This window comes from Streptosporangium sp. NPDC049248, from assembly GCF_040678965.1.
Lineage (GTDB): Bacteria > Actinomycetota > Actinomycetes > Streptosporangiales > Streptosporangiaceae > Streptosporangium > Streptosporangium fukuiense.
The window spans coordinates 29,482-54,958 of record NZ_JBFAQY010000019.1 but is presented as its reverse complement, the minus strand read 5'-3'; the positions used below and the strand labels follow the sequence as shown (position 1 = coordinate 54,958).

20 protein-coding genes and 1 pseudogene are annotated in these 25,477 nt (G+C 71.3%); 9 read left to right on the top strand and 12 right to left on the bottom strand.

What is annotated here, in order from left to right; all coding sequences use genetic code 11:
* The first annotated feature begins 93 nt into the window (after positions 1–93).
* On the top strand, positions 94–324 hold the full coding sequence (locus AB0K21_RS29195; protein WP_030920243.1) for a hypothetical protein: 231 nt from the start codon (positions 94–96) through the stop codon (positions 322–324).
* 17 nt (positions 325–341) lie between these two features.
* On the opposite strand, the gene AB0K21_RS29190 is transcribed toward AB0K21_RS29195, so the two are convergent.
* Entirely contained in the window at positions 342–1,070 is a 729-nt protein-coding gene (locus AB0K21_RS29190) for a GNAT family N-acetyltransferase (RefSeq protein ID WP_343979160.1), read from the bottom strand.
* A gap of 46 nt (positions 1,071–1,116) precedes the next feature.
* On the opposite strand from AB0K21_RS29190, the gene AB0K21_RS29185 reads away from it, so the two are divergent.
* Positions 1,117–1,857, top strand: coding sequence for a peroxide stress protein YaaA (locus AB0K21_RS29185; RefSeq protein WP_343979251.1), 741 nt, complete (start codon positions 1,117–1,119; stop codon positions 1,855–1,857).
* A 68-nt stretch (positions 1,858–1,925) separates the two neighbouring features.
* On the opposite strand, the gene AB0K21_RS29180 is transcribed toward AB0K21_RS29185, so the two are convergent.
* The 3 genes from AB0K21_RS29180 to AB0K21_RS29170 form a co-directional block, all read right to left on the bottom strand.
* Positions 1,926–2,846 carry a hypothetical protein gene (locus tag AB0K21_RS29180; protein WP_343979163.1) on the bottom strand — a complete coding sequence of 307 codons (921 nt, stop codon included), beginning with the start codon at positions 2,844–2,846 and terminating at the stop codon, positions 1,926–1,928.
* Positions 2,847–3,000: 154 nt separating this feature from the next.
* Positions 3,001–4,644, bottom strand: coding sequence for an RNA polymerase sigma factor (locus tag AB0K21_RS29175; RefSeq protein WP_343979255.1), 1,644 nt, complete (start codon positions 4,642–4,644; stop codon positions 3,001–3,003).
* A gap of 244 nt (positions 4,645–4,888) precedes the next feature.
* Positions 4,889–6,982, bottom strand: a complete 2,094-nt coding sequence (locus tag AB0K21_RS29170; protein ID WP_343979166.1) for a SpoIIE family protein phosphatase — start codon at positions 6,980–6,982, stop codon at positions 4,889–4,891.
* 545 nt (positions 6,983–7,527) lie between these two features.
* On the opposite strand from AB0K21_RS29170, the gene AB0K21_RS29165 reads away from it, so the two are divergent.
* From AB0K21_RS29165 to AB0K21_RS29145, 5 genes are all read left to right on the top strand, one after another.
* On the top strand, positions 7,528–7,770 hold the full coding sequence (locus AB0K21_RS29165; protein ID WP_343979168.1) for a hypothetical protein: 243 nt from the start codon (positions 7,528–7,530) through the stop codon (positions 7,768–7,770).
* 207 nt (positions 7,771–7,977) lie between these two features.
* A complete protein-coding gene (locus AB0K21_RS29160; RefSeq protein ID WP_343979258.1) occupies positions 7,978–9,489 on the top strand; it encodes a hypothetical protein in 1,512 nt (503 codons plus the stop codon).
* A gap of 7 nt (positions 9,490–9,496) precedes the next feature.
* Positions 9,497–10,249: a 5-oxoprolinase subunit PxpA gene (locus AB0K21_RS29155; RefSeq protein ID WP_343979171.1), complete on the top strand. Its 753-nt coding sequence runs from the start codon at positions 9,497–9,499 to the stop codon at positions 10,247–10,249.
* Positions 10,250–10,259: 10 nt separating this feature from the next.
* Positions 10,260–10,883, top strand: a complete 624-nt coding sequence (locus AB0K21_RS29150; RefSeq protein WP_343979174.1) for an allophanate hydrolase subunit 1 — start codon at positions 10,260–10,262, stop codon at positions 10,881–10,883.
* Positions 10,880–11,770: a biotin-dependent carboxyltransferase family protein gene (locus AB0K21_RS29145; RefSeq protein ID WP_343979177.1), complete on the top strand. Its 891-nt coding sequence runs from the start codon at positions 10,880–10,882 to the stop codon at positions 11,768–11,770. Before AB0K21_RS29150 ends, AB0K21_RS29145 begins: the two co-directional genes overlap by 4 nt.
* A 61-nt stretch (positions 11,771–11,831) precedes the next feature.
* Here the strand turns inward: AB0K21_RS29145 and AB0K21_RS29140 are convergent, their stop codons facing one another.
* The 7 genes from AB0K21_RS29140 to AB0K21_RS29110 form a co-directional block, all read right to left on the bottom strand.
* Entirely contained in the window at positions 11,832–12,920 is a 1,089-nt protein-coding gene (locus tag AB0K21_RS29140) for a winged helix DNA-binding domain-containing protein (RefSeq protein WP_343979182.1), read from the bottom strand.
* Positions 12,921–13,054: 134 nt separating this feature from the next.
* A complete protein-coding gene (locus AB0K21_RS29135; RefSeq protein WP_343979185.1) occupies positions 13,055–14,761 on the bottom strand; it encodes an ABC transporter family substrate-binding protein in 1,707 nt (568 codons plus the stop codon).
* 52 nt (positions 14,762–14,813) lie between these two features.
* Entirely contained in the window at positions 14,814–17,000 is a 2,187-nt protein-coding gene (locus tag AB0K21_RS29130; protein ID WP_343979188.1) for an ABC transporter ATP-binding protein, read from the bottom strand.
* A 4-nt stretch (positions 17,001–17,004) separates the two neighbouring features.
* A complete protein-coding gene (locus AB0K21_RS29125; protein WP_343979192.1) occupies positions 17,005–17,913 on the bottom strand; it encodes an ABC transporter permease in 909 nt (302 codons plus the stop codon).
* A 7-nt stretch (positions 17,914–17,920) separates the two neighbouring features.
* Positions 17,921–18,904, bottom strand: a complete 984-nt coding sequence (locus AB0K21_RS29120) for an ABC transporter permease (protein WP_343979195.1) — start codon at positions 18,902–18,904, stop codon at positions 17,921–17,923.
* Positions 18,905–19,027: 123 nt separating this feature from the next.
* The gene (locus AB0K21_RS29115) at positions 19,028–21,391 is read right to left on the bottom strand and encodes an AAA family ATPase (protein ID WP_343979200.1); all 2,364 of its coding nucleotides are present in this window, start codon (positions 21,389–21,391) and stop codon (positions 19,028–19,030) included.
* 348 nt (positions 21,392–21,739) lie between these two features.
* Positions 21,740–22,411, bottom strand: coding sequence for a hypothetical protein (locus tag AB0K21_RS29110; RefSeq protein WP_364154902.1), 672 nt, complete (start codon positions 22,409–22,411; stop codon positions 21,740–21,742).
* Between the two features lie 113 nt (positions 22,412–22,524).
* Between AB0K21_RS29110 and AB0K21_RS29105 the strand changes: the two genes are divergently transcribed.
* Entirely contained in the window at positions 22,525–23,151 is a 627-nt protein-coding gene (locus tag AB0K21_RS29105; RefSeq protein WP_364154900.1) for a hypothetical protein, read from the top strand.
* 23 nt (positions 23,152–23,174) lie between these two features.
* Here AB0K21_RS29105 and AB0K21_RS29100 read toward each other — a convergent pair.
* Positions 23,175–23,522: pseudogene (locus AB0K21_RS29100) on the bottom strand (tetratricopeptide repeat protein); the annotation flags it as partial.
* 343 nt (positions 23,523–23,865) lie between these two features.
* Between AB0K21_RS29100 and AB0K21_RS29095 the strand changes: the two are divergent.
* The gene (locus tag AB0K21_RS29095) at positions 23,866–25,422 is read left to right on the top strand and encodes an MFS transporter (protein WP_343979206.1); all 1,557 of its coding nucleotides are present in this window, start codon (positions 23,866–23,868) and stop codon (positions 25,420–25,422) included.
* Positions 25,423–25,477 lie beyond the last annotated feature (55 nt).

Genomic DNA, 25,477 nt, shown 5'->3' with positions numbered 1-25,477 from the left:
GGGTCGATTGGGAACGTTCGTATCGGGTTAGATGTTCTCTCAAGTGACTGACGCCAGATCCTCCACCTCAGGGGATGACCTGAAAGGCGATACGTGACTGGAACCCTCGCCCCCGCCAAGCAGCTGACCGCTGCGGACCGCTGTGACCGGTGCGGCGCCCAGGCCTACATCCGCGCGACCCTGCCCGTAGGTGGGGAGCTGCTGTTCTGCGCCCACCACGGGCGTCAGCACGTAGCCGTGCTGAGAGACAAGGGTGCCAACATCCAGGACGAGTCTGCGCGTCTCAGCGACGCTCCGGCAACGGCAGGCAACGACGAACGATGACCAGACGGATGGAGCCGTCATCGGACCCGATAGTGATATCGGCCCGCCACTGTGAAGCCATGGCGCTCGTAGAGCGTCCTGGCCGCCGTGTTCGACTCCACCACTACTAAATATGCCCGCTGCGTGCCCTGCTCCCGCGCATGTGTGAGCAGGGCGCGCAACACCTTCCGTCCATGGCCCTTGCGCCGCGCGTGCGGCACCACGGCCATGGAGTAGATCCCGAACCACTCCCCCTGGACCACACCCCGCCCCACGGCCTCCTCGCCGAGCGAGGCGTATGTGGCGGGCACACCGGTGAGGATCCGCGCGGCCGTCGGCAGACCGTCGCCGCCGAACCTCCCGTCCACGCTCCACCAGGTGTCCAGCCATGCCCGCGAGGGCGCTTCGGCGAGATCGACCTCTTCTCGCGACGCGCCGACGCCGTTCCCGGACGCCTCGGGCACCAGGCTCGCCGTCATGACCAGCGTCGGATCCACCACCCGATAGCCGCGCGCGTGCAGCAACGCGTCCAGGCCGGGCGTGGCGCCACCCCCCACCGAGAAGACGCAGGGCAGGCCCCGGTCGGCGTAGAACTTCTCCGCCACCTCGACGCCCGCTTCCAGATCCTCCGGCTCGCCCAGCGGCAGCACGGAGTTGGCCCGCTTGGTCACCCCGTCCGCCGCACGCAGGATCCAGCCACCCGCGTCCACCCGGTGAGTCGCCGGCCAGGCCTGGTCGACCAGCCGGTCAAAAACCTCAACGATCATGCTGCAGGATCCTAACCCCTCGGTCGCCGCACTACGCTCGGTGAATGTGCTGATTCTGCTACCCCCGTCCGAGGGAAAGGCCGCACTGGGTGACGGCCCCGCCCTCGACCTGCCCCGGTTGAGTTTCCCCGCCCTCGCCCCGTCCAGGCGACGCGTCCTGGACGCGCTCATCGCCCTGTGCGAGGGTCCCGCCGCACGGGAGGTGCTCGGACTGTCACCGGGACAGGCAGGTGAGATCGGCAAGAACCTGCTTCTGCGCACCGCGCCCACGCTGGCCGCGGCCGACCTGTACACCGGCGTGCTCTACGACAATCTTCACCTGGCCTCGCTCTCCCCCGAGGCCGCGGCGCGGGCCTCGGAAAGTCTGCTGATCTTCTCCGGCCTGTGGGGGCTCCTCCGGATCGACGACCGTGTACCCCCGTACCGGCTGTCGATGGGGGTGCGACTGCCGCCGCTGGGCGGTCTTGGCGCCTTCTGGCGCCGATCGGTCACCCCGCTGCTCGACGCCGAGCCCGGCCTGGTGGTGGATCTGCGCTCGGGCACCTACGCGGCGGCGTGGCAGCCGGGCGGCAGGGCGGTGGCGGTGCGGGTGCTCAAGGAGGGGAAGGTCGTCAGCCACATGGCGAAGGCCACTCGCGGCGTCATAGCCCGCTCACTGCTGGAGGGGGACATCGATCCACAGAGCCCCGAGGAGCTCACGAAGATCCTGGACCACCTTGGGCACTCCGTCACTCTCTGTCCGCCTCCCAGGGGGAGGCAGTCATGGATACTCAACGTAACCGTGTGATATTCGCCACATTCCCCTTACGGGCCCACATCAAGACCTGGCGCCGGTGTGCGCGTCTCGCGCCCGGTTCACGCCGGGACAAGGCGGAGCCGCCCGCAGGCCCGCTCGAACTGCTGAGCGGGATCACCCAGATAGGACCACGGCAGCCTGCTGACCCTGCCCCCCGTACGTGTCAGGTGCCCACGCGCGGGCCTGCGCAGGTCGGCCAGGTAGAAGGCAGCCCCGAACAGGTTGTGCGCCTCTATCGACCGTGGATGGCTGTCGCCGCCCAGCCAGCGGCCCGCGTGCGAGACGATCTCGCGCAGCGCCCCGTCCGAGAACCAGCCTCCGCGTGACATCGGTGACCGCTCGGCGGCCACCTGCTCGAAGTGCGCCAGCGGCAGCAGGGCCGCCATCGGGTCCCCGTCGGGCGCCCGCGACACGGCCTGCCTGGCGAACTCCAGCATCTCCTGGGCGCTGCCGCCCCAGGCCGGGGACAACGTCATGAGCCTGGCCACATTGGCCGGGAACAGCGTCGGATAACGGCGAACGGCTTCGAACCAGACCGCGTCCCTCTCCTGGCGCGGCCGGTCGAGGCCGAGGTAGAGCCACATGATCGACTCCCAGGGCACCGGATCCGACGGCACGAGCGCCGCCGCGGTGAAGAGCGGCTGCCTGGCTCTCTCCATCGCCGCCTGGAACGCCTGCAGACGCTGCGCCTGCACGGCCCGGGCCTTGACATCCGGCTTGATCGTCCAGGCTTCCTCGATGCGGGTACGCCCGAGCCAGAGCCACAGGTCGGGGTTGGCCCGGTCATGGAGCGCCAGCGCCTCGATGGCGCCACTGTGACCGACGGCCGCCCTGGCCAGTGCCTCGACCCTGAGCGCGCGCCTCTCCGGATCACCGCGGGCCGCGCCGAGCGTGAACGTACCGCTCTCGAACACCCTCCGGCGCACCGCGGCGACCGCGTCGTCGAGCACCACGTCCGCCCACGGACGATCGACGATCACCCGCAGCCTCCGGGCGCGAATCCTGTCAACTTCGGCCACACCCATGAGGCGGGAGCCTAGAAGTTCGTTTCACACCCCGTGCTACCGACCTGTTACACCGGCGTTAATGACGTGGGGCCCGCACCGGACAGTGCGGGCCCTCTGTCAGAGAATCTCAGTCAAGGTAGTCACGCAGGACCTGCGACCGAGACGGGTGACGGAGCTTGGACATGGTCTTGGACTCGATCTGCCGGATACGCTCACGGGTCACCCCGTAAACCTTGCCGATCTCGTCCAGCGTCTTCGGCTGACCGTCGGTCAGGCCGAATCGCATCGAGACCACGCCCGCCTCGCGCTCGGACAGCGTGTCCAGGACGGAGTGGAGCTGCTCCTGCAGGAGCGTGAAGCTGACCGCGTCGGCGGGGACGATGGCCTCGGAGTCCTCGATGAGGTCACCGAACTCGCTGTCCCCCTCCTCACCCAGCGGGGTGTGCAGGGAGATCGGCTCGCGACCGTACTTCTGGACCTCGACGACCTTCTCGGGGGTCATGTCGAGCTCGCGGGCCAACTCCTCGGGAGTGGGCTCGCGCCCCAGGTCCTGAAGCATCTGCCGCTGGACACGGGCCAGCTTGTTGATCACTTCGACCATGTGGACCGGAATGCGGATGGTCCGCGCCTGGTCGGCCATGGCTCGGGTGATCGCCTGCCGGATCCACCACGTGGCGTAGGTGGAGAACTTGTAGCCCTTGGTGTAGTCGAACTTCTCCACCGCGCGGATCAGGCCCAGGTTGCCCTCCTGGATCAGGTCCAGGAAGAGCATGCCGCGGCCGGTGTAGCGCTTGGCCAGCGAGACCACGAGACGGAGGTTGGCCTCCAACAGGTGGTTCTTGGCCCGGCGGCCGTCCTCGGCGATCCACTCCAGCTCGGCGCGGACGTCGACCGGGAGCCTCTCGCCGTCGGTTCCCAGCTGCTCCTCGGCGAACAGACCGGCCTCGATCCGCTTGGCGAGCTCGACCTCCTGCTCCGCGTTGAGCAGGGGGACCTTGCCGATCTGCTTGAGGTAGTCCTTGACCGGGTCGGCGGTGGCGCCGGCGGCGGCGACCTGCGGCACCGGGGCGTCATCGTCGTCATCGGAGAGGATGAGGACCTCGTCCTCGTTGACCTCGATGGCCTCGGCCTTGGGCTCCTCCTCGGCCTCGGCCTCGGCTTCCACCTCGACCTCGACCTCGACCTCGGCGACGGCCTCCAGGTCGAAGTCCTCGAGCTCGACGTCCTCAAGCTCGATGACCTCGTCGTCATCGCCGGCGAGCGACTTCGACTCGGACACGGGGGCCGGAGCGGCCGCCTCGGGGCCGGCCTTCTTCGGCGGGGCCGGAACCGGCTTCTTGGCGGCCGGGGCGATCTTCTTGGCCGGCGCCGCGGGCCTCTTGGCCGCGGGGGCGGGCTTCTTGGCCGCTGCCGCGGGCTCGGAACCGCCGACGACCGCGGTGACGGTCTCCGGCTGCTCCTTGGCCGCCGCGGCGGTCTTGGTCTTCTTGACGGCGGCGGGCGCGGCCGGGGCAGTACGACGCTTGGCCGGAGTGCGGGACTTCTTGGGAGCCGCGGAGTCCTCGGCAGTCAGCCGTACGGTGATGCCCTCTTTGCTGAGGCTTCGCAGGATTCCAGCGACCTGCGCCATCGGAATGTCCGCTTCCTCGACGGCCTTGCGGACATCCTCGGACTCGAGGAACCCCTGCGAGCGCCCCCGCTCCATCAGCTGCTGAATGACGGGCTCGTTCAGCTCGGATGGCTTCGAGCGAGTCGAACTTGCAGGCGACACGAACACCTCTCGAAGGAAAGCGAGACGAGAATGGACCCAGATGCCCAACTAGGGGCACTTCTACCTCTAGTTGTGGTTAGCGAGGCCGCGCGAACCGCGACGCACCTGTCCAGCATTGTGGCATGACACCGTGATCCATACGGCCGCCTCCTGGCGGTTGCCCTCCACCCTAGGCCGACCAAGAGAGTAGTGCGTACGGAAGCGAGGCACCGATACCCGAAAGCAACCGTTATGACTGTTTCATTCAGTCACTCTTCGTGGCGGCGGGAACGTGAATCGCGAGCACCGTGACGTCGTCATCCTGCTCATATCCAGACAACATCCGGTCGACAAGGAAATCTAGCAACATGTGGGGGCTTCCGACCACTTCGGCCGGCGCTTCGGTCACAACAGAGCAAAGATCAGCGAGTCCGGCATCAAGACCACGTTTCCGGTTCTCCACCAGACCGTCCGAATACAGGACGGCGGTGTGGCCCGGCGGGACGCAGAACCTGAACTGCCTGCGACTCGTGGGCCAGCCCAGCGGGGTGCCCGGCTCGCCGTCGCACAGTATCGGCACGCCCTCGGGGGAGACCAGCAGGGGCGGCGGGTGACCGGCCAGCGCCAGCGTGCCCTCTCCGGTGCCGGGCTCGACGACCATGTAGGCGAGCGTCGTGACCTGCTCCTCCTCCTCGGTCGCCTCGAAGACCCGGTCGAGGCCGGTGAGGACCGCCGCGGGCGGCGGGTTGGTCAACGCCAGGGCCCGCATGGCGTTGCGGATGCGGCCCATCCCCGCCGCGGCCTTGACGCCCTTGCCCATGACGTCGCCGACCACCGCCGCGACCCGGCCGTCCTGGAGCACGAACGCGTCGTACCAGTCACCGCCGACCTGCACATGGCGGCTCCCCGAGCGGAACCGCTGGGCGAGTACCAGCCCCCTGACCACCGGCAGGCGATCGGGCAGCAGGCTGCGCTGGAGCGTTTCGGCGGTGCGGTGCTCGCGCTCGAACAGGGTGGCCCGCTCCACGGCGAGGGCGCACTGCCCCGCGAGCGCCTCCAGGAACACCCCGTCCTCCTGGGAGATCTTCTGCGGGCGGGTGAAGGAGAATCTCAGTGCCCCGAGCGCGCGACCCGCGGCCAGCAGCGGCAGGCCCACCCAGGCCCGCTCGTCACTGTGGGCGATGAAACCGGTGACGCTGTCGTCGTCGCCGCCCGCGTCGACCAGTTGGGCCCGCAGGCTGTCCGGCGACTCGGCGAAGACCGGGCGCCGGCTGTTGACCGCCATGGTCATCACGCTGGAGTGCGACAGCGGGATCTCCTCGCCGGGCGCGCCCGGAACGTCGGGGATGCCGCCGCTGTTGACCAGCTTCAGCGCGGCCCGGTCGACGTCGAGCAGCGCCACGGCCGACCGGTCGGCGGCCAGCGCCGTACGACCCACGTCGATGATGACCTGGACCACCTGCTCGACGGTGAGCGCCTCGGCGAGCAGCGCCGTGGCGCCCTGCAGGCGCGCGGTGCGCAGGGCCGCGGCGCCGAGCTGGTCGGTCAGGCGGCCCCGCATCTCCTCGGCCTCGCGCTGCGGGGTGACGTCGGTGTTGGCTCCCACCCATTCGACGACCCGGTTGTGCCGGATGATCGGGACGGCGCGCACCTCGAAGTGCCGGTAGCCGCTGGCCCGGGTGCGGACCCGGTAGCTCCACTCGAACATGATCCGGCCACGCAGCGCCTCACGCCAGGCCTCCTCGGTGTGCGGGCGGTCGTCCGGGTGGACGGCCTCCAGCCAGCCGTGGGTCAGGTACTCCTCCAGCCCCTGGCCGGTGATGGCCCGCCACTGCGGCGCGTCCTCCTCCACGACGCCGTTGGGCGCGGTGATCCAGACCAGCTGGGACTGGGCCTCGACCAGCGAGCGGTATCGCTCCTCGCTGCGCCTGAGATCCTCCTCGACCTGCCTGCTGTCGGTGATGTCGACGCCGACCAGGCAGATCGCGCGCAATGCGCCCTTGTCATCATGGATCGGAGAGAAGGTCAGCGACCAGTGGTGGGTCTCGCCACCGGCGGTGCGCACCCGGATCCGCTGGTCGCCGTCGACCGAGGCTCCCCCGACCATGCTCCGCACCGAGCCCTCGATCAGGGCGGTCAGATCGGCGGAGAGCAACTCACCGGGGACCCGGCCGACCAGGCGCTCGGCGGGCAGGCCGACCACGTTGGCGAAGACCTCGTCGACACGCTCGAAGCGACCTTGGGGGTCGAAGAACGCGAAGGCGAACGGCGACTGCGACAGCAGGCCCTGCAGCAGGCCGGAGTCTGAGATGTCCACACCCGACTCCCGGGGACGGGGCACGGAGGTTTCGGCGCTCATGGTCGGCACCTCCGTCGCGTGCCAGGGTCTCCCACGAGGCACATCTCCAAACTTGCGAATTGGCGTAGCGCGGCTCCGGGGGACCGGATCCTGGAGTACATCATCGGCGATGGGCAGGTGCGGACGGAAGCCCTGCCCAAGATGCGGTCAGCACACCCCGGAAACGCCACCGCTCCGATGGCCGGGATCCCCGGGCCGACACGCCGGGGCTCCCGTACGGGCGGCGACCAGTCGGCGTTGCGCCTTCGAACGTTTGCGGCCAGGACCCTAGCAGGATCGCGCCGGACCGTCCCGGCAACTGCCCACCTCATCTCCGTCGGGCTTGCAGGCGAGATCAGGCTACTGACTCGCCGTCAATTCGGCTCCCTCTTCGGGGACACTCACTTACTCCACTGTTGCAGGATTCAGTCAAGATACGGGGCCAGCTTCCCATATCAGGGCGCCGAGGGTTGACACTCCCGAGATAAGTTGTGGAATGAGAACGCACGTCCTCGCCGACACATCCGGGGGATGCCCCCGGGAAACTCCGGAGGAATGCGACATCCATGCCCGTTCTTGCCACCCGCTCCACCGGGCCTTCAACGACTTGTCACGAGCCGGTGACATCTCACCTGGCCGCCGAGTTCCTGACCGTTCCCGTCGAGACCGTCGGCAGGTGCGTGGCAGAGGTCTGTGCCTGCGCGGAGCACCTCGGCATCGAGGCGACTCCCGAGGTCGTCGAGCGTGTCGCCCGCGAGCATCTGCTCGCCCTTGTCAACTCCGCGCCGCCGCCCCGCGGTCCCCGGTAGCATCGGGGAACCCGGCCGTCTCTACGCACCGTTTGGACCGGGATTGCGAGAAGGTTGGGACGTGAGCGAGCGAAGCGAGCGGGCCGATCCGCACGGCGACGACCGCGATGGGCTCACGCGGCCGACGGGGGAGGCTGAGACTGCTTGAGTCGGCGACACCGTCGAGACCCCAGGGAGAGCCAGTCCCCTGAGGCGGTCTTCTCCGAGATGTTGCTCGCCGCTCGCGAGCTGCTGGCCGTACGCAGCCCGCTGGACGCCGAACTCATGGTCTCCGACATGGTCGGAGCCTGGTGGGGGCGCCGGCTGAAAGGCGGGGACGCCGAGCAGGTCCTCGGCGAGGGCCTGGTCGACTACGCGGCCAAGGCAGGCTCGCCCGCCGCGCTCACCCTGCTGATCGCGCTGGCCTACCTCGGCACGGCCCGCCAGGCCGCCAAGGCGGAGGGCGCCGCGCTGGCGCTCATGGAGCGCGGTGTGGCCAGGCCCCGCTGGGCCGACCGGCTGGGCGCGGTCAAGACGACCGGCTGCTTCGTCTCCCGCGACGCCTACGGCGACCAGGACACGGTGGTGTGCACCTTCGGCTACCGGGGCGCCGACAGCGGCGAGGACCGGCACGCGCTGGTCGTGATCGTCGACTACAACATGCGCGGCATCGCCCGTGACGCCTGGGTCTCGTCGCACGTCGACAAGCTGCTGGAACAGGCCAGGGCCGAGGCCGAGGACAACCCGATGCTCAGGTTCGGCCAGATCGAGCCGCAGCAGGCCAGGGCCCTGCTCGAATCGGCGATGAAGGCCACCGCGGAGTACGGCCACCGCAGGACGGCCGCGCCGGTCAGTGACAGCTACAGTGCCTACCACGCCTTCGCCAGGTCCCGGATCAAGGCGCTGCCGCCCGGCCGGAAGCGGCCGGCCCCGCTGCACAGCGAGGCCCCCTACAGCCGCGACCGCCGGGCGATGCTGGCCGCCGAGTTCCTCTCCTCGGACGCGGCCGAGCACCTGTCCGACCCCTCCGCGGCCTCCCGATGCGCCGATCACATCATCGACTACGGCTGCGACCAGGATTTCGGCCGTCCACTACGGGTCAGCCCGACCAAGTGCGAGACCTTCCTGCTCGACTGGCTGCCGCGCAAGGTGATGCTCAACACCGCCGAGCAGGAGGCGGTGCCGCACGTGCTGGGCGCCTGGGCGCGCTTCGCCGCCGACCGGACCGGGCTGCCGGACGAGGGGCTGCGAGCCACCCTCGACGCGGTCTGGGAGGCGACGGGCAAGTTCGCCGAGTCCTACCGCGATCCGACGACCTTCGGGCTCGACCGCGACCTGCTCGACCGGCTGCTGCCGGACGGCGACCTGTCGGCACTGGCCAGGCGGGTGTTCGCGTTCCCTTTCCTGCAGGGCACGCACGGCGAGATCCAGCTCGGCCTGCTCAACCCCGCGGACGACACCGATCGGCGGATCCTGCTGGGCATCGACCACGCGGGCGAGCTCACCCGGCCCGGCCACGACGAGCATCTCGCCTGGCACGAGGAGATCGCCGCCCGGCTGTGGGAGGGCGATCCGCCGCAGCTCTGGGAGGCCGCGCAGCGGCTGCTGGACCTGGGCCACGACCGGCACGACGTGCTGCACGTGCTGATCGAGATCGCCGAGCGCATCGGCGACGACCCCGAGGAGCTGGCCATCGCCCTCGACGACATCGCGGATATTCCCGACGAGCCCCCGGTGTAGGTGAGCCATGATGATCGATCTCAACGCCGATCTGGGCGAGGGCTTCGGGATCTGGCGGCTGGGCGAGGACGAGGCCCTGCTCGAACTGGTGACCAGCGCCAACATCGCCTGTGGGTTCCACGCGGGTGATCCGCTGACCATTCGCCGCACGTGCGCGGCGGCGATCGACCGCGGGGTCGCGATCGGTGCCCAGGTGTCCTACCGGGACCTGGCCGGGTTCGGCCGCCGCGAGATGGACGTCGACCCGGAGGAGCTCTGCGCCGAGGTGCTCTACCAGCTGGGGGCGGTGGACGGCATCGCCAGGGCGATGGGCGGCCGGGTCTCCTACGTCAAGCCGCACGGCGCGCTGTACAACCGGATCTGCCGCGACCCCGAGCAGGCCGGGGCCGTCGTGGCGGCGGTGGCCGACTACGGGGACCTGCCGCTGTTGACCCTGCCCGGCTCCGCCGTCCACGAGATCGCCGCCGGGGAGGGGGTCACCACGGTCGTCGAGGCCTTCGCGGACCGCGCCTACACCGCTGCCGGAACGCTGCTCTCCCGCCGCTCCCCCGGTGCCGTGCTGCACGACCCCGGTACGGTCGCCGCCCGTGCGGTGCGGATGGTGACCGAGGGCGTGGTCGAGGCGGTGGACGGCTCGCTGGTCCCCGTCGAGGCGCGCTCGATCTGCGTCCACGGCGACACCCCCGGCGCGGTGCTGATGGCCCGGGCCGTCCGCGACGGCCTGGTGGACGCCGGGGTGCCGCTGAGGTCCTTCACGTGAGGGGCCGGCGGTGATCCGGCGGGCCGGGGAGTGGTCGCTGCTGGTGGAGACCGGCTCGCTGGAGATCTCCCACCGGCTGGACGCCCTGCTGCGGGCCGCTCGGCCGACCGGGGTGGTGGAGATCGTGCCCGGCCCCACCACGGTTCTCGTCACCGCGCCGGGGGCCGACCTGACGCGCCTGCGGGACCGGCTCCTGCGCCTGCTGGAGACGGGGTCCACGATCGGCGCGGGTAGCGCCGCGCCGGCGCCGGCCGTGACCGTCCCCGTCGTGTACGACGGCGCGGATCTCGACGAGGTGGCCGTGCTGAGCGGTCTCTCCCCCGGGGAGGTGGTCGAGCGGCACACCGGGCGGGAGCTGGTGGTGGGCTGGCTGGGCTTCGCCCCCGGGTTCGCCTACCTCACCGGGCTGGATCCCGCACTGCGCGTCCCGCGGCTGGACACCCCGCGAACCTCGGTGCCCGCCGGATCCGTGGCGGTCGCCGGCCCCTACTCGGCGGTCTACCCCTCGGCCTCCCCCGGCGGGTGGCGGCTGCTCGGCCGCTCCACGACGGCGGTCTGGGACGTGACCGCCGACCCGCCTGCCCTGCTCACCCCGGGGACGCGGGTGCGTTTCCTGGCGGTCGGCGAGCCATGATCGAGGTGATCGCGTCGGGGCCGTACGCCACGGTGCAGGATCTTGGCCGGCCCGGGTACGCCCACCTCGGAGTGCCCCGCTCGGGTGCCGCGGACGAGCCGAGCCTGCGGCTGGCCAACCGCCTGATCGGCAACCCGGAGAGCGCCGCGGGGATCGAGCTGACCTTCGGCGGCGCCCGGCTGCGCTTCACCACCGGGGCCTGGGTCGCCGTCACCGGGGCCGCCTGCCCTCTGGAGGTGCTGCGAGCGCGCGGAACCGCCCCGGACGACACGGCCCCCGGCGGGCCGGTCCCACACGGGATGTGCGCGCCTTTCTGGGTGCCCGCGGGCGGCGAGCTGCGCACCGGGACGCCGGAAACCGGCCTGCGCACCTACATCGCCGTCCGTGGGGGCCTCGACACGCCCGTCACGATGGGGAGCCGGTCGGCCGACTCGCTGTCCGGGCTCGGCCCTCCCCCGCTTCGTAGCGGAACGGTCCTGCCCGTGGGACCGGCGGACGGCCTGCCGCCGATCACCGTGGACGCGGCGCCCTCGCCGGAGCTCGGAACGGGCATCCTGCTTGTCCTGCCTGGTCCCCGGGAGGACTGGTTCGTCCCCGGAGCCCTGGCCACCCTCTGCGCGGAGCCGTACGAGGTCGGCCAGGACAGCAACCGGGTGGGCGTGCGAATCCGCGGCGCCCGCCTGGAACGGGCCCGGGACGAGGAGCTGCCCAGCGAGGGCATGGTGGCCGGGGCCGTCCAGGTGCCGCCCAGCGGCCAGCCGATCGTGTTCCTCGCCGACCACCCGCCGACCGGCGGCTACCCGGTCATCGCCGTGCTGACCTCGGCGAGCCTCGCCAGGGCCGCCCAGCTCCGCCCCGGCGACCGGGTACGCTTCCGCCGCGGTTGAACCGCTCCTCGGCGAAGCCGGCGGGAGGGCGTCGCAAACCCGGAGGCTTCGGTTGTGACGGCTAGGGCAGCAGCCCGGACACCCGCTCGGTCTCGGCTGCGAGGGCCGCGGCGGGCACCTCCTCAAGGAGATCGACCACGATCTCCTTGTCCTCGGTCTTCCAGATCCCGACCACCCGGCCTTCGTGGATCACGACCGGGGAGATCCAGCCGGCGGCCCGGCTGACCCTCGCCTTCGCCGCGGCGGGCAGAAGGGGCTCCAGGTCACGAGGGGCGGCGAGGATGTACTGGTCGAAGCCCGGCAGGAGGTGGACCCCGGTGGCGGGCCGGGTGCCGGCCAGGTCGTCGAGGTGCTCGGCGAGCATGACCATCGGCCTGCCGCCGACCTCGATCTCGGCCAGCTCGGGGGTGAGGTCCCGGAACCAGCCGCGCAGGGTCGCCTTGCGGGCCGCCCCGCGGTAGAGCCAGCCGTCGAACGTCTCGGGGGTGCCCGGACCGTGGGCACCGAGGAAGGAGCGGAGCAGGCGCACGCCGCCCTCCTCTGCCGAGGGGGGTTCCGCCGGCCAGCCGGGCACCCAGTCGCGGGGGCTGACGAAGGTCACCCTCCCCTCACGGGGCGGGCCGTAGCAGAGCTCACCGAGAAAGCTCAGCGGCTTGAGCAGGGCGCCCCAGCCGGAGGTGAGCGCCTCCTTCAGGTGGGCGTCGCCGGTGATCTCGATGACCCTGTCGACCAGCTCCTCGCGGGTGAGGGCGCGGCCGGCGAGCGCCTTGGGCACGGCGTCGAGGATGGCGGCGACCTCGGCGGCGGTGACCCCGTGGCCCCGCTGCCAGGAGCCCCTGTCCCAGTTGCGGAACGAGCCGAGGACGGCGGCGTGGCAGGCCAGCTCGTCGGCGGGGACGAGGTGCAGGGTGCCGCGCGCCGTCCAGGTCTTCACCAGGCTGCGGTCTCGCCACAGGGCATCGTCGATCTCGTCGGGTCTCGGCCGCGCGCTCCGCACGGCCACCGCCAGGCCTGCGGCGGAGGCCACCTGTGCCTGCACCCCGGTGAGCCTGCGCACGACGGAGACCGCGTCCGGCCCGTCTGCCGGGTCCACGAACTGCCGCTTCAACCTCCACGCGAGTACCTGGGGCCAGGTGACCGAGACAACCATGGCCCACTTCTACACTCCGCCCCCGACAGAAAGCACACCCGTCCCGCCGCCGGGTGCCTCCCCCAGGGTGTTCGGCCGCCCGAGGACCGTGAGACGCCCCGCCCAACCGGGCGCGGGCCACCGGCACGGCCGGGTCACCGGGTGAAGCCGATGTCCTGGTACCTCAGGTCGTAGAAGCCTCGGGCGCCGAAGTTGGCGACCGTGCTCTTGACCGCGACGTTCTGCGGTCGCTGGTAGAGCGTCACCACGTTGACCGCCTGCCAGATGAGCTTGTCGGCGGCGTTGGTATCGGCGATGGCCCGGCCGGGGGCGAGGGCGGCGGTCGCCTTGTTCATGGCGGCGTCGATCTGCGGGGAGCCGATGCGGCCGAGGTTGGCGTTCCACTGCCCGGTGTCGTCCGGGCGCCTGGTGGCGTCGGCGTACTGACCGTAGGCGCTGGAGACGGGAAACGGCGTGCCCATGTACGCGAAGGCCGTTATATCGTAATTGCCGGGAATTATGTATTTGGTGAAGTAGTCATCGGTGGGTACCGACTGGAGAGTGACCCCGACACCGATCTGGGCGAGCATGTCCTGGACGAGCTCGGCCTCGGACTTGGTGAGCTGCAGGCTGGATGGCAGGACGAAGCGCAGGTTCAGCTCCCTGCCGTCCTTCCTTCTGATCCGCCCCTCCAGCTTCCAGCCCGCGGCGTCCAGCTCCCGCCCAGCTTGAACCGGGTTGTAAGTACCGATCTCACCGGCGTTGTCCTGGTAGCCCTCCTGGGTGTTCATGAAGAAGTGGTTGTTCAGCAGGACGATCGGCCAGTCGAGGCCCTGAAGGTCGGACTGGGCGATGGCCTGGCGGTTGATACCCATCGCCACGGCCCTGCGCACCCTCTGGTCGGACAGCAGGGCGCTCTCGCCGTTCATCGTGATGTGCCGGAAGTCGGGTCCGGCCGCCTGCCGCACGATCGCGCCCGGGGTGGCCTTGACGCGCGCGTAGTCGGGCGCGGACGGACCGATGTCGAAGGTGTCGAGCTCACCGTTGCTGAAGGCCCCGACCAGCGCGTCGCTCTCCAGGGAACGGTAGATGATCTGGTCCAGCTTGGCCCGCTCTCCCCACCAGCGGTCGTCCCTGGCGATGGTGACGGTCTTGGCGGTCGGATCGAACGCGACGAACCTGAACGGGCCGGCGGTCACCGGGATGCGGTTCAACCAGGCGTTGTTGAACGCCTCGGGGGTGGCGTTGGTACTCCGGGGGTACAGCGGCGCGAACAGCGACTGCCAGTCGCCGAAGGGTTTGGCGAAGGTCACCACGACCTGGTGGTCGTCCTTGCCCCTGGTCACCTTCTCGATGTCCTGGTAGCCGGTGGTGCCGGCCACCCGGTAGTCGCCGTTGCGACCGTTCATCGCCTGCCACTGGGCCCGGTAGTCCTCCCAGGTGATCGGGGTGCCGTCGGACCACCTGGCACGCGGGTCGAGGGTCAGGGTGACGACCTGCTTGGGGCCGTCCGAGGTGACCCTGCCAGCCGACAGGTAGTCGGTGTTCGGGGAGATCTGCCCTTTGGCGTCGGAGCGGAACGGCGAGGGCATGAGGGCGTCCATGACCTTCTTGACCGTCGCCAGGTTGCCGTCGACATGGTTGAGGTTCCAGTTGGACGGATACTCGCCGAGCCCCCAGCGGAGCACCCCCCCGTCCACGACCCGGTCGCGGGCGACGGGGTTGACGTCGTAGGCCTTGATCGCCGAGATGGGCCCGCTCCCCGTCCCGCCCCCGCCACCGCAGCCGGTCAGAACCGGCGGGACCGCCAGGACCACGGCCAGCACGGTGGCGAGCGCGCCCACGCACCGGATCGATGTCACTGTTTTCCTCCCGGAGGATACGACTGGGCGAACAGAAGGGCACTCGGCTGGATCATCCGGCGCCGGACCTCTCGGCGAAGTGGCATGAGGCTCCGTGGTCGTCTCCGAGCCGGCGCACCTGGGGTTCCTCCTCCACGCAACGCCTTCTGACGGTCTCGTCGAGGGACCTGAACAGGGGACAGCGGGTGCGGAAGCGGCAGCCGGAGGGGGGATCGGCCGGGTTGGGCAGGTCTCCCTCCAACAGGATCCGCCTTCTGGACCGTTCCATGGCCGGATCCGGCAGCGGGACGGCCGACAGCAGTGCCCGCGTGTAGGGATGCATCGGAGCGTCGTACACCCGGCCGGCCTGCCCGATCTCGGCGATCCTGCCGAGGTACATGACCGCGACCCGGTCCGCGATGTGCCGGACCACGGCCAGGTCGTGCGCCACGAGCAGGTACGACAGGCCCAGGCGGGTCCTCAGCTCCTCCAGCAGGTTGAGCACCCCGGCCTGGATGGACACGTCGAGCGCCGAGACCGGCTCGTCCAGCACGACCAGCCGGGGCTCCAGGGCGAGGGCGCGGGCGATGCCGATGCGCTGACGCTGCCCCCCGGAGAAGTCCTGCGGATAGCGGGCGGCGTGGCCGGCCTCCAGGCCGACCATGCCGAGCAGCTCGCGGACCCTCGGCCCCACCTCGCGGCTGCCGTGCGTGCGCAGCGGCTCGGCGAGAATGTCGTAGACGGTCATCCTCGGGTCGAGCGAGGCCAGCGGGTCCTGAAAGACGACCTGCATGTCGCGCCGGACGGCCATCCGGTCACGGGCGCTCATCTGTGAGGTGTCGCGGCCCAGCACCGTGATTCCGCCGCTCTGCGGTGCGGCCAGTTCGAGGATCTCCATCAGGGTGGTCGTCTTGCCGCAGCCCGACTCCCCGACCAGGCCGAGCGTCTCCCCCTCGCGGATGTCGAAGCTGACACCGTCCACCGCGCGGACCGTGCCGACCCGCCGCCTCAGGAACCTCCCCCTCACCAGGGGATAGTGCTTGACCAGGCCCTCGACCGCGAGGACCACCTCACGCCCGCCATCCGGCCGTGGCGACTCTCCGACGACGGGACCGGGGCCGGGTACCTCCCCCGCGATGGCGCGCACACCGTAGATCTGGGCGGGCGACCACCCCTCCGCCTCGATCTCGCCGGAGCGGATGCACGCCGCGAGGTGGCCGGGTGAGCCCACGCGTACCGGCTCGGGTTCGGACTCGGCGCACGCCGGGACGGCGATCGGGCAGCGCGGCTCGAACGGGCAGCCCGGCGGCAGCGCCGCCGGTGACGGCGGGCTGCCCTCGATGGGCACCAGCGGCTGCTCCCGGCCGCGGTCAAGGCGCGGGATCGAGCCGAGCAGTCCCATGGTGTACGGCATGCGGGTGCGGTAGTAGACCTCGTCCACCGGGCCGACCTCGACGGGGCGCCCGGCGTACATGACGAGGACCCGGTCGGCGAACCCGGCCACCACCCCCAGATCATGGGTGATGACGACGATCGCCGCGCCCGTCTCCCGCTGCGCCGTCTTCAGCACCTCCAGCACCTGAGCCTGGACGGTCACGTCGAGCGCGGTGGTCGGTTCGTCGCAGAGGATCACGTCGGGGTCGTTGGCGATCGCCATCGCGATCACCGCGCGCTGGCGCATGCCGCCGGAGAACTCGTGCGGGAACGCCCTGGCGCGCTGCGCCGCGTTGGGGATGCCGACCAGGTCGAGCAGTTCGACGGCGCGTCTGGCGGCCTGCGCGGGGCCGATCCGCTGGTGGACGCGGACCGCCTCGGCGATCTGGTCGCCGACCCGGTAGACGGGGGTGAGCGCGGAGAGCGGGTCCTGGAAGACCATCGAGACGGTCTTGCCGCGGAACGCGGTGAGCGTCCTGTCCGGGGCGCCCAGGATCTCCTGTCCGCGCAGCCGCACCGACCCGGTGACGTGGGCGTGCGGCGGGAGCAGGCCCATCACGGCCAGCGAGGTGACCGACTTGCCGGAGCCCGACTCACCGACGATCCCGAGCACCTCGCCCGGACGGACCGCGTAACCCATCCCCCTGACCGCGCGGACCGCACCGGGGCCCAGGCCGAAGGTGACGTCGAGGTCGCGCACCTCGAGCACCGGGTCGGCGGGCACGGGGTCGCTCCCGGCCCTCAGCGGCAGGGGGTCGCCCCCGGCCCCGCGCCCGCCGGTCCGGCCGCTCCGGGATCTCGCGTCCGCGGTTCGCTCGCTTGTCATCCGCTCACCCACTCCTGCGGGCCGTGGGGTCGAAGGCGTCGCGCAGGGAGTCGCCGACCAGGTTCACCGCGAGCACGGTGACGATCAGCAGGCCCGCGCAGAACCAGAACGTCCAGGGGGCGTAGAGCGCCGTCTGGGCGCCGTCCGCGATGAGGCTGCCCAGCGAGACGTCCGGCGGCTGGATGCCGAAGCCGAAGTAGGAGAGGGACGTCTCGGTGAGGATCGCGGCGCTGACGTTCAACGTGGCGTCGACGACCAGCAGCGAGGACATGTTGGGGATGATGTGCCGGAAGATGATCCTTGTCGGCGGCACGCCCATGAACCTGGCCGCCTGGATGAACTCCCGCTCCCTGAGCGAGATGGTCATGCTCCGGACGATCTTCGAGGTCACCATCCAGAGGAAGAGCGCCAGCACCAGCACGAACATCGGCCACTGTCCCCCGGCGAAGAGCGGGGACATGATCGCCAGGATCAGGAAGGCGGGGAGCACGAGCAGCAGGTCGGTCGCCCAGGTCAGCGAACGGTCGGTCCAGCTTCCGAAGTATCCGGCGAAGGCACCCACCACGGCCGCGAGCGCGGTGCCGACCACCGCGGCGAGCAGGCCGACGACCAGGGACCTGCGCATGCCGCGCAGCGTGACCGCGTACACATCGGCGCCGGTCTGCAGGGTCCCCCACCAGTGCTCGGTCGACGGCGGCGCGAGAAAGGCCGTGAAGTCCTTGGCGGTGTAGCTCCAGCGGGTGAGGTAGGGGCCGGCGAAGGCCAGCAGGAAGATCAGCGCGAGGAGCGCGGAACCGGTCCGGCCCCGGCCGGAGCGCAGCAGGCGGCCCATGACCACCCGCAGCCGTGAGGGCGCCTTGATCCTGTCCAGGGACGCCCGCTGCTCGGTGAGCTCCTCCTCGGCGATGGTCATCTTCGGCTCACCCCACCCGGACGCGCGGGTCGAGGACGGCGTGCAGCACGTCGGAGGCCAACGCGGCCAGCAGCACCGCCAGCGCGGCGAAGCAGCTGATCGCGGCGACGGTGTTGATGTCGTTGGTGGAGATCGAGTCGACCAGCTGCTCTCCCACGCCGTGCCAGCCGAAGATCTTCTCGGTGAAGGTGGTGCCGACCAGCAGTGCCCCGAAGGTGAAGGCGAAGTAGGTGACCACCGGGATCAGCGCGGTGCGCAGCGCGTGCCGGGTCAGCGCGGCGCGGCGGCTCAGCCCCTTGGCCATGGCCGTGCGGACGAAGTCGGCGCCGAGCACATCGAGCATCATGTTGCGCTGGTAGCGGCTGTAGACGGCGGCCAGACCGAGCGAGAGCGACAGCGTGGGCAGCAGCAGATGCTGGATCCGGTCGATCCCGGCGGCGGCGGGCCCGCCCTGGAGCCCGGGGGTCGCCTCTCCGCTGACGAGGAGGATCTGGGCGCCGACGGCCTCGTTGAACCGGACCGCGGCGATGATCAGGATGTTGGCCAGCACCACCGTGGGGACCGCGAGGACGACGAAGGAGAGGGCTGTCGAGAGCCGATCGAAGGCGCCGTACTGCTTGACCGCGGCGTAGGCGCCGACCAGCACGCCGGTGACGCTGCCGACGAGAAGCCCGACCGTGATCAGGCGCAGCGTGACGCCGATCCGGCGCCCGAGGTCGTCACCGACCGAGCCGCCGGCCACCGTCCTGCCGAAGTCGCCATGTGCCAGGGCGCCCGCCCAGGTCAGGTAGCGCTCGAAGAGCGGGGTGCGGTCGTTGAGGTTGAGGTCGGTGAGGCGGGCGTCGACGACCGCGGGGGGGATCGGCGGGTTGCGGCCCTCGTAGTTGGATCGCGGGTCGAGCGCGGAGGCGGCCAGCATGTAGGCGAGGCTGGTGGCCACGACGATCAGCACCAGGTAGTTGAGCAGCCTGCGGGCAAGGAATCCCGCCATCTTTCCTCCTCCGGAGCCCCGCCGCTGTCGGTGACCATCTTGCTACACTCAGCGACCGATGGGCTGCATAGCGTACCGAATCGGAGGGATCTCGGTGGACGGTGACACCGGTCGGGCCCGGAATCACTTTCCGGAGAGTTCGTCCACGGCCGCGCGCAGGTCAACACTGGTGATGGTGGTCAGGTCGGCGGCGGTGGCGGTGGTGCCGCCCAGGGCGGCCAGGCGGACGTCCCTGCGCATCGCCGCGCGCTCGAAGAGCGAGCGCGCGAACCTGCCGTTGCCAAGGCCGTCTATCAGCCCCTCGTCGCAGACCCAGGCGAAGACCTCGGCCAGGTCACGCCGGGCCGCGTCGTCGAACCTGTCGCCCGAGGAGTCGGCGAGCAGCACCGCGATCTCGGTGAGCTCCTCGGCGGAGTACGAGGGAAACCGCACCCGCTGGCTGAACCTGCTGCCCAGACCGGGATTTGACGACAGGAAGGTGTTCATCTCCCGCTCGTATCCGGCCAGGATGATCACCAGCCGGTCGCGGTCGTCCTCGGCCCGCTTGAGCAGCGTCTGCACGGCCTCGGTGCCGAAGGCGTCGCCCCCGCTGTAGCCGGAGTTGACCAGGCCGTAGGCCTCGTCGACGAAGAGCACCCCGCCGAGCGCCCGATCGACCAGCTCGTTCGTCTTGATCGCGGTGGCGCCGAGGTGCTGGCCGACCAGGTCGGCCCGCTGGGCCTCCACCACGTCTGGCTGGGAGAGCAGGCCGAGCGCGGCGAAGATGCGGCCCAGGATGCGGGCCACCGTGGTCTTTCCGGTGCCCGGCGGCCCGGCGAAGACGAAGTGCCGCATCTGCGGCGGGGTGGGCAGCCCCCGCTCCTGACGCATCTTGGCCACTCTGAGCTGCGCGGCGATCGCGTGTACCTGCCGTTTGACCGGTTCGAGACCCGCCATGCGGTCGAGGTCGGCCAGCGCCTCCTCAAGGGAGGGCGCGGCCTGGTAGCCCCGGTAGCGGGCGGTGAGCTCGTCAAATGCCTTGACGACGTCCTCCAGGACCGTGGTGACCAGCTCCTCGGTGCTGGGCGCGCCGCCCGCCCCCACCACGCGCACGTCCCTGGCCTGCGCGGCGGCCTCCACGAGGCTGCGGACGAACCGGGCGTTGCCCAGGTCGTCGACCATCAGACGCCGGTGGATGTCCTCGAATCGGGCGAGCAGCGCGGGCGCGGCCTCCGGTGACATCCGGTCGCCCCGGCGCCTCTGCAGCAGCTCGGTGATCTGGAGCAGCTCATCGGGAGCGTAGCTGGGGAAGCGGACCCGGCTTGCGAACCGGCTGGACAGGCCGGGATTGGACGACAGGAAGGTGGCCATCTCCTTCTCGTATCCGGCCAGGATGACGACCAGCCGATCGCGGTCGTCCTCGGCCCGCTTGAGCAGCGTCTGCACGGCCTCCGCGCCGAACCTGTCCGGCTGGCCGTCACCGGAGTTGATCAGGCTGTACGCCTCGTCGATGAAGAGCACCCCGCCGAGCGCCCGGTCGACCAGCTCGTTCGTCTTGATCGCGGTGGCGCCGAGGAACTCCCCCACCAGGTCGGCCCGCTGGGCCTCGACCACGTAGGGGGTCTCCAGCAGGCCGAAGGCGTAGAAGATCTTCGCGACGGTCCTGGCCACGCTGGTCTTGCCGGTGCCCGGGGGACCGACGAACACGAAGTGCCGCATCGGCGGCTCGGTGGAGTATCCGGCCTCCCTGCGTAACCTGGCCGCCTCGATCGAGGCGGCGATCGAGCGCACCTGCTCCTTCACCGGGGCCAAGCCGATCATGGCGTCCAGTTCTCCGAGCGCCTCCTCCACCGAGATGGGCGGTGGCGCCTCCCGCTCGCCGGTCACCGCGGCGGGTGCGGGGGTACCGCCTCCGCGGGCCCTGAGCCCGGCCTGGCTCCGCTCCCCCGCCGTCAGCGCCGCCCGCGCCCGGCGGGCCTGGAGGAAGCGCTGGACGAGCACCCCGGCCGCCACCGCGTACGCGGCCCAGATGGCGGTGACCGGCGCGAGCCCGGGGATGACCGCGCCGAGCAGGACGGCCACCAGTCCGGCGGGCACCAGTGCCATGGCCGTGCTCACCCACGGGGTGACCCAGCGGATGAGGTGGGCCGCGCCGGCCACCAGGGGGGCGAGGATCACCAGCGCGGTCGGGACCGGCGAGTTCCAGCCGGACGCGCCCTGGAAGATCATCAGCACCGACAGCCAGGCGAGCACCACGAGCAGGGTGGCCGCGGCGCGGGGAAAGCTCAGGGTCAGCGCCGCGAAGCCGAGCAGCGTCAGGGTGACGAAGAGCGTGTTGAGCACCGACCAGCCGAGGCCGAACGCCAGCCCGACCGCTCCGACCAGCACCGCGATGTAGATCAGCCTGCGCAGAGGTGGCGAGAGCCGGAAGTAGCCCAGCCGCACCCGCTCGAACAGATCCCGTGCGGCCGCGCGCCCCGCCGGCTGGGCCCTGCTGGATTCCCGCATCACGCCTCCCCGGTCCGCCCCCGGTTATACCGCACCGGGGGGACGTTTGCGCGTGCCTGAGCGTCGCGCCACGCCGCCGCGCGGGCACGATCAGATATGTGGATGAGAACGGATGAAATCCACGCCCGAGGCGGCAAGCCCCGACCGGTGCCGCACCGGTGGCCACACCCTTCCCTGTGCCGTCTCCGCGCCCCGCGCGCGGTGGTTCGCGCCCGGGTGCCCGCCGGGTGGGAGTGCCAGGTCCCCGCACCCGTCCTGCCCGGGGAACCGGCCAGGTGACGGGCATGGGAATGTCACCGCCGGGCAAGGCGGTCCGCGCTCCCGACGGCCGCTCTTCCTGGGTGCGGCTCAGCCTCGGCGGGCACGGCCCTGGTGCCGGCCGGGATACTCGCCGACCACGACCTGCTTGGGGGTGATCCTCAGCAGGTCGGACTCGGTGTCGCCGATCGCGATGCCACGCACCTCGGCCCAGAGGCCGCGGCCCTGCGGGTCCGCGACGAAGACCGCCACCCTGGGGTCGCGCTCGGCGGCCTCCCACGCGTCGGAGGCGGCGATCAGGCGTAACTCGCCGCTCGGGCCGACCGAACTGACCGCGCCGACGGCCAGCGCGCGCGGGCCGCCGGGGTCGACGTAGGCGAGCACCACCCCCCGCGCGTAGGTGAAGGCCGCGCGCACCTCCCCGCTGAGCCCCACCGGCGGTGAGGCGTCGCCGGGCAGGCGGCCGCCACAGCCGTCGCACATGACCAGCGAGGCGCGCCAGGGACCGGGCGCACCCCGCCACCACGCCCGCACCGACCTCGTGGCGAACACCACCGACGAGACGGCCGGCAGCGCGGTTCCGGCCCGCCAGGCCCACTCGCCCGCCTGGCCGAGCCCGAGCATCATGGCCGTGGCCGCCGTGCCGAGCAGGAGCGCCGCCGCGGCGGACAGGGCCAGCGCCACCGCCAGCCCGCGGTCCGCCGCCAGCACCCTGCCGAGGCCCAGGGCGGGACCGGCCCCGCGGTACGCCCAGCCGAGCACGAGCGACGGCGAGCGCGGCGAGCGCCCAACGCCGTTCGTCCAGGACCGCCGTCACCAGCACCACCGCCACCGGCACCGACCAGGCCCGGCCCGCCACCAGCCAGAGGGTCACGTTGACGTCCCGCCGGGCCGTACGGTCGTCACCGGCCGCGGCGAACTCGGTCAGCGCCCTGACCGGCCGCCCGCGCCAGGCCTCGACGAGCACGCGCAGGACGAGCAGTACGGCGCCGTTGAGGAGCACCAGCCCGGCGAGGCCCGCCCAGAGCACTCCCGTGGCGTCCGGCGGCGGTCCGGCCAGGAGCGGTGGGGCCTCCGGCGGGAGCGTGGCGACGACCGCGACGTACGCGGCCACGACGACCAGGGTGATCAGGATCGACGTGCCGAGCCAGAGGTCGCGGGCGAGCATGCCGGGCACGTACGACCAGAGCCCGACCCGGTGCGCCTGCCTGAGGGTGATCACCAGGACGGCGAGCGGCACCAGACCGCCACCGATCCTCGCCACGCCTGCCAGGCCGAACCCGAACTCCGCCGCGCAGACCGCGACGAGGGCGACGGCCAGCAGGACGCGGATCTGCCGTGACCATGTCTCCAGGGCGCGCCTGGCCCGGCCCGTCTCGCGGGGGTCGACCGGCCAGGCGGGGTCGTGGTGGGCGCGTGGGCGCTCCCAGCGCAGCCAGGTCAGGCCGAGGTTGATCCTGGCGCCGGGATGGTCGGGCAGGCGGCGCAGCGCGTCGCGGTAGGCGGCCCGCGCGCGGGAGTACTCACCGCGCAGCAGCGCGAGGTCACCGGTGAGGACATGCGGGTCCGGCTCCTCCGGCGCATAGCGGACGGCCCTGGCCGCCTGTGCCCGCGACTCGCGCCAGCGGCCGGGCACCCTGCGCAGCGCCGCCCCCAGGCGCATCCGCGCGGCCCAGGAGCCCGGCGCGAGGCGTACCGCCTCCTCGGCGGCGGCCACGGCCTCCGCGTCGCGGCCGAGCCGCTCGAACGCGAGGCTGGCGAGGCGGTATCCCCAGTCGGCTCCCGACTCGGATCGGGGGTCGAGGTCCAGCGCCCTGCGGGCGGCCTCCAGCGCGGCCTCGGGATGGTCACGGCCCAGCAACGCGGCGGCCACGGCACACCACTGCCGGGGGTCGCCGGGATCCCGGGGCGGCGACACCGGGGCCGAGTCGCGCCCGCCGGACCCGCTCACCACGGCGGCTCACGGGCCTCACGCTGACTCCCCACGATCGCCATGGTCCGTGGGAGATCACCATTTGCCTAGATAACGGTATATGCCTGTATCTCTCTAGAGAGGTCACTCAAAGCGTCACCGCGAACACGGAATGTCGATCGATCGTGAGCGACAAGGTACACATATCCATGGAAATCCATCATCGAATGCCACCCCGCGCACTGCCGCACTTCGCCTAGGCTGCGACGTATGTTCGTCCAGGCTGACAACTCCTGAGCGGCCCATGACCACCATCATGGCCAAATCCAGGGGTGGGGACGGCGGCTCACCGGCACCCGGAGCCAGCCGGTGGTCGATCCTCGCCCTGCTCTGCTTCAGCCTGCTGCTGATCGCGGTGGACGCCACGGTGCTGCACATCGCGGTGCCCACGCTGACGGCGGCCCTGGAGCCGACCTCCGTGGAACTGCTGTGGATCATCGACGTCTACTCGCTGGTGGTCGCGCCGCTGCTGCTGACCTTCGGCACGCTCGGTGACCGCTACGGCCGCAAACGGCTGGTGCTGGCCGGATACGTGGTCTTCGGCGTCGCCTCGGCGGCGGCCGCGTTCGCCCCGACCCCGCTCGCACTGATCTCGGCCCGAGCACTGCTCGGCGTCGGCGGTGCCATGATCATGCCCGCCACCCTCTCCATCATCCGGCAGGTCTTCACCGACCGGCACGAGCGGGCGATCGCGCTGGGGGTGTGGAGCGCGGTGGCGGCGGCCGGGGCCGCGGTCGGCCCGCTCATCGGCGGGCTGCTCGTCGAGAAGTTCTGGTGGGGCGCCGTCTTCCTGATCAACGTCCCCATCCTGATGGTCCTGCTGCCCGCCGCGGTCAGGCTTCTTCCCGAGATCCCAAGGCGCTCGGACCGGCCGTGGGACGCGCTCAGCGCGCTGCTGTCGGTATTGGGCATCCTCGGCGTGGCCTTCGGCCTGAAGGAGACGGGTGCCGGGCATCTCGGCGGGGTGGCGGTCCTGCTGTGCGGGGTCTGGCTGCTGACCTGGTTCGTCCGCAGGCAGCGGCGGCTGGCCTTCCCCCTGCTCGACCTGGAGCTGTTCCGGCGACGGGCGTTCTGCGCCGGGGTGGGCGGCGTGCTGCTGACCGTCTTCGCCCTGGTCGGACTGGAGCTCATGCTCGCCCAGTACCTCCAGCTGGTCCTCGGTGACAGCCCGCTCGGGGCGGCCGTGCGGATGCTCCCGCTCATGATCGCCGCGATCGCGGGCGGCCTGGCCGGGGCCCGGCTCCTTCGGCGGTTCGGAATGCGCGCCACGATGAGCGGCGGGCTGGCGCTGACCGCCCTGTCCCTCGCCCCCACCCTGGCCTGGGGTACCGAGGGGCATCCGGTGGCCCTGACGTTCTGCTTCGTCGGCATCGGCTTCGGCATCCAGGTCGCCCTGCTGGCCGCCTCCGACACGATCATGTCGGCCGCGCCCGAGTCGCGCGCGGGCGGCGCCGCCGCGATCGAGGAGACCGCCTACGAGCTGGGTGCCGGGCTCGGGGTGGCGGTGCTCGGCACGATCACCACGGTCGTGTACGCCCCCTCGCTGGGCCCGGTCCCCGGCGTCCCTCCCGAGATGATGCACCAGGCCCGCCAGTCGCTCGCCTCCGCCGCGCACATGGCGCGGGAGATCGGCGGCGGCGTGGGAGACGCGCTGCTCTCCGCGGCCCGCGTCGCGTTCGTCTCCGGCCTGCACACGACGATCATGGTGAGTGTGCTCCTGCTCGGCTGCACCGCACTGGCCGTGATGCTCCTGGTACCCCACCGCTCCAAGGGAGACGGAGAGGGGAGTGACTCCTCGTGAGGGGTTTGGAAGGTCCTCGCTCGGTCATCTATCGGTCAAGCCTGGGCAGGAACGG

What these genes read in the sequence shown, in the direction of transcription:
- AB0K21_RS29165 (WP_343979168.1), top strand. Translation starts at nt 7,528, where the DNA reads ATGCCCGTTCTTGCCACCCGCTCCACCGGGCCTTCAACGACTTGTCAC.
- AB0K21_RS29130 (WP_343979188.1), bottom strand. Translation starts at nt 17,000, where the DNA reads ATGACAAGCGAGCGAACCGCGGACGCGAGATCCCGGAGCGGCCGGACC.
- AB0K21_RS29095 (WP_343979206.1), top strand. Translation starts at nt 23,866, where the DNA reads ATGACCACCATCATGGCCAAATCCAGGGGTGGGGACGGCGGCTCACCG.
- AB0K21_RS29155 (WP_343979171.1), top strand. Translation starts at nt 9,497, where the DNA reads ATGATGATCGATCTCAACGCCGATCTGGGCGAGGGCTTCGGGATCTGG.
- AB0K21_RS29140 (WP_343979182.1), bottom strand. Translation starts at nt 12,920, where the DNA reads ATGGTTGTCTCGGTCACCTGGCCCCAGGTACTCGCGTGGAGGTTGAAG.
- AB0K21_RS29125 (WP_343979192.1), bottom strand. Translation starts at nt 17,913, where the DNA reads ATGACCATCGCCGAGGAGGAGCTCACCGAGCAGCGGGCGTCCCTGGAC.
- AB0K21_RS29145 (WP_343979177.1), top strand. Translation starts at nt 10,880, where the DNA reads ATGATCGAGGTGATCGCGTCGGGGCCGTACGCCACGGTGCAGGATCTT.
- AB0K21_RS29170 (WP_343979166.1), bottom strand. Translation starts at nt 6,982, where the DNA reads ATGAGCGCCGAAACCTCCGTGCCCCGTCCCCGGGAGTCGGGTGTGGAC.
- AB0K21_RS29120 (WP_343979195.1), bottom strand. Translation starts at nt 18,904, where the DNA reads ATGGCGGGATTCCTTGCCCGCAGGCTGCTCAACTACCTGGTGCTGATC.
- AB0K21_RS29190 (WP_343979160.1), bottom strand. Translation starts at nt 1,070, where the DNA reads ATGATCGTTGAGGTTTTTGACCGGCTGGTCGACCAGGCCTGGCCGGCG.
- AB0K21_RS29160 (WP_343979258.1), top strand. Translation starts at nt 7,978, where the DNA reads ATGTTGCTCGCCGCTCGCGAGCTGCTGGCCGTACGCAGCCCGCTGGAC.
- AB0K21_RS29115 (WP_343979200.1), bottom strand. Translation starts at nt 21,391, where the DNA reads ATGCGGGAATCCAGCAGGGCCCAGCCGGCGGGGCGCGCGGCCGCACGG.